The organism is Parasaccharibacter apium (assembly GCF_002917995.1).
In the GTDB taxonomy this organism is placed as follows: Bacteria; Pseudomonadota; Alphaproteobacteria; order Acetobacterales; family Acetobacteraceae; genus Bombella; species Bombella apis.
On record NZ_LMYH01000022.1, the window covers coordinates 2,501 to 5,747 of the forward strand.

The 3,247-nt window shown below is 54.4% G+C and carries 1 tRNA gene and 2 rRNA genes; all 3 read left to right on the forward strand.

The features are described from left to right. Window positions 1-17: 17 nt before the first annotated feature. Window positions 18-2,754, forward strand: a 23S ribosomal RNA gene (locus tag ASO19_RS08970). An 85-nt stretch (window positions 2,755-2,839) separates the two neighbouring features. Then, window positions 2,840-2,954: ribosomal RNA gene (gene rrf, locus ASO19_RS08975) — 5S ribosomal RNA — on the forward strand. Between the two features lie 38 nt (window positions 2,955-2,992). Further along, a tRNA-Met gene (locus tag ASO19_RS08980) sits at window positions 2,993-3,069 on the forward strand. Window positions 3,070-3,247: the final 178 nt, after the last annotated feature.

Here is a 3,247-nt window from a genome sequence, read left to right on the forward strand (position 1 = left end):
GGTTACTGTGCATGTGGTGTGAGAATGAGAAGGGCACTTGGTGGATGCCTTGGCACCAGAAGGCGATGAAGGACGTGACACACTGCGATAAGCCACGGGGAGTTGTGAGTACACCCTGATCCGTGGATTTCCGAATGGGGCAACCCCCTCTTATGAGGATCATGCACTGAATACATAGGTGCATGAGGCAAACCCGGGGAACTGAAACATCTAAGTACCCGGAGGAAAAGACATCAACAGAGATTCTGCTAGTAGTGGCGAGCGAACGCGGAACAGGCCAGTGTCTTCGAGAGAACAAGCAGAACAGTCTGGAAAGTCTGACCATAGTGGGTGATAGTCCCTTATGCGTAATGTCTCCTGAAGGCCTTGAGTAGGGCGGGGCACGTGAAACCCTGTCTGAACATGGGAGGACCACCTTCCAAGCCTAAATACTCTCTGGTGACCGATAGTGAACCAGTACCGTGAGGGAAAGGTGAAAAGCACCCCGATAAGGGGAGTGAAAGAGACCTGAAACCAGGTGCCTACAAGCAGTCGGAGCCTCTTATGGGGTGACGGCGTACCTTTTGTATAATGGGTCAGCGAGTTTCTGTCCGTAGCAAGCTTAAGCCGATAGGTGTAGGCGTAGCGAAAGCGAGTCTGAACAGGGCGACTGAGTTACTGGTAGAAGACCCGAAACCGAGTGATCTAGCCATGGCCAGGCTGAAGGTGCGGTAACACGCACTGGAGGGCCGAACCCACGCCTGTTGAAAAAGTCGGGGATGAGCTGTGGCTAGGGGTGAAAGGCCAATCAAACTCGGAGATAGCTGGTTCTCCGCGAAATCTATTGAGGTAGATCGTCGTGTATTGCCCTCGGGGGTAGAGCACTGGATGGGCTAGGGGGGCCCAAAGCCTTACCACACCTAACCAAACTCCGAATACCGAGGAGTATGAGCACGGCAGACAGACAGTGGGTGCTAAGGTCCATTGTCGAGAGGGAAACAGCCCAGACCACCAGCTAAGGCCCCTAAATCGTGGCTAAGTGGGAAAGGATGTGGGGATTCCAAAACAACCAGGAGGTTGGCTTAGAAGCAGCCATCCTTTAAAGAAAGCGTAATAGCTCACTGGTCTAATAGAAACCCTGCGCCGAAAATGTAACGGGGCTCAAGCCACGTGCCGAAGCTGTGGGTGCATAGTTTACTATGCGCGGTAGCGGAGCGTTCTGTAAGCCTGCGAAGGAGACGGGGTGACCCTCTCTGGAGGTATCAGAAGTGCGAATGCTGACATGAGTAGCGACAAACAGTGCGAGAAACACTGTCGCCGAAAGTCCAAGGGTTCCTGCGCAAGGTTAATCCACGCAGGGTGAGCCGGCCCCTAAGGCGAGGGCGAAAGCCGTAGTCGATGGGAATCAGGTTAATAGTCCTGAGCCTGCCAGAAGTGACGAACGAGATATGTTGTCAGCTCTTATCGGATTGAGCTGGCTTTTGGACCGTTCCAGGAAATAGCTCTGGCATATAGACCGTACCCGAAACCGACACAGGTGGACTGGTAGAGTATACCAAGGCGCTTGAGAGAACGATGCTGAAGGAACTAGGCAAATTGCTCGTGTAACTTCGGAAGAAACGAGACCCGTTGGTGGGCAACCATCGGCGGGTGGCACAGACCAGGGGGTAGCGACTGTTTAGTAAAAACACAGGACTCTGCGAAATCGAAAGATGACGTATAGGGTCTGACGCCTGCCCGGTGCCGGAAGGTTAAGAGGAGATGTGCAAGCGTCGAATCGAAGCCCCGGTAAACGGCGGCCGTAACTATAACGGTCCTAAGGTAGCGAAATTCCTTGTCGGGTAAGTTCCGACCTGCACGAATGGCGTAACGACTTCCCCGCTGTCTCCAGCATCGGCTCAGCGAAATTGAACTCCCCGTGAAGATGCGGGGTACCCGCGGTCAGACGGAAAGACCCTATGAACCTTTACTGCAGCTTTACAGTGGTATCAGGAAAGTTTTGTGTAGGATAGGTGGGAGGCTTTGAAACCCGGGCGCCAGCTCAGGTGGAGCCATCCTTGAAATACCACCCTGAACTTTTCTGATATCTAACCGAGACCAGTCAGCCTGGTCCGGGACCCTGTATGGTGGGCAGTTTGACTGGGGCGGTCGCCTCCCAAAGAATAACGGAGGCGCGCGATGGTGGGCTCAGGCCGGTCGGAAACCGGCTGTCGAGTGCAATGGCATAAGCCCGCCTGACTGCGAGAGTGACAGCTCGAGCAGAGACGAAAGTCGGCCATAGTGATCCGGTGGTCCCGCGTGGATGGGCCATCGCTCAACGGATAAAAGGTACTCTAGGGATAACAGGCTGATCTCCCCCAAGAGTCCACATCGACGGGGAGGTTTGGCACCTCGATGTCGGCTCATCACATCCTGGGGCTGGAGCAGGTCCCAAGGGTTCGGCTGTTCGCCGATTAAAGTGGTACGTGAGCTGGGTTTAGAACGTCGTGAGACAGTTCGGTCCCTATCTGCCGTGGGTGTAAGAGACTTGAGAGGATTTGTCCCTAGTACGAGAGGACCGGGATGAACGAACCTCTGGTGCACCGGTTGTCGCGCCAGCGGCACAGCCGGGTAGCTAAGTTCGGAATGGATAACCGCTGAAAGCATCTAAGCGGGAAACCAGCCTCAAAACTAGGTCTCACAGGGCCGTCCAAGACCAGGACGTCGATAGGTCAGGTGTGAAAGCATGGCAACATGTGTAGCTGACTGATCCTAATCGCCCATATCTCTCACACACCAAAACACATGCACAGTAGTCAGTCACACTCCAGAAAACACCAACCAAAACACCCCCAAACACCCACATGGGTGAGCGGGAAGACCTGGTGGCCATGGCGGAGGATCCATACCCGATCCCATCCCGAACTCGGCCGTTAAAGCCTCCAGCGCCTATGATACTGCTCCTTAAGGAGCGGAAAAGTCGGTCGCCGCCAGGTCCCCTCGCTCACCCACCCTCATAAAAACCACCCACCAACGCGGGGTGGAGCAGCCCGGTAGCTCGTCAGGCTCATAACCTGAAGGTCGTAGGTTCAAATCCTACCCCCGCATCCATACCCACAAAATCAGATACCGCCAGATAGCCATGGTCCTCCCGTGGGTCCACACGTTCCCCAACCATCTGTCATGAATAGAGGGAACTTGTAATCTCCCTAGAATGGCTGATTTGGCGATTGCTTGCTATCATGCGCATATAAGGGCCATTCAACGCCATTTGAGAGAAGTGTAAGCT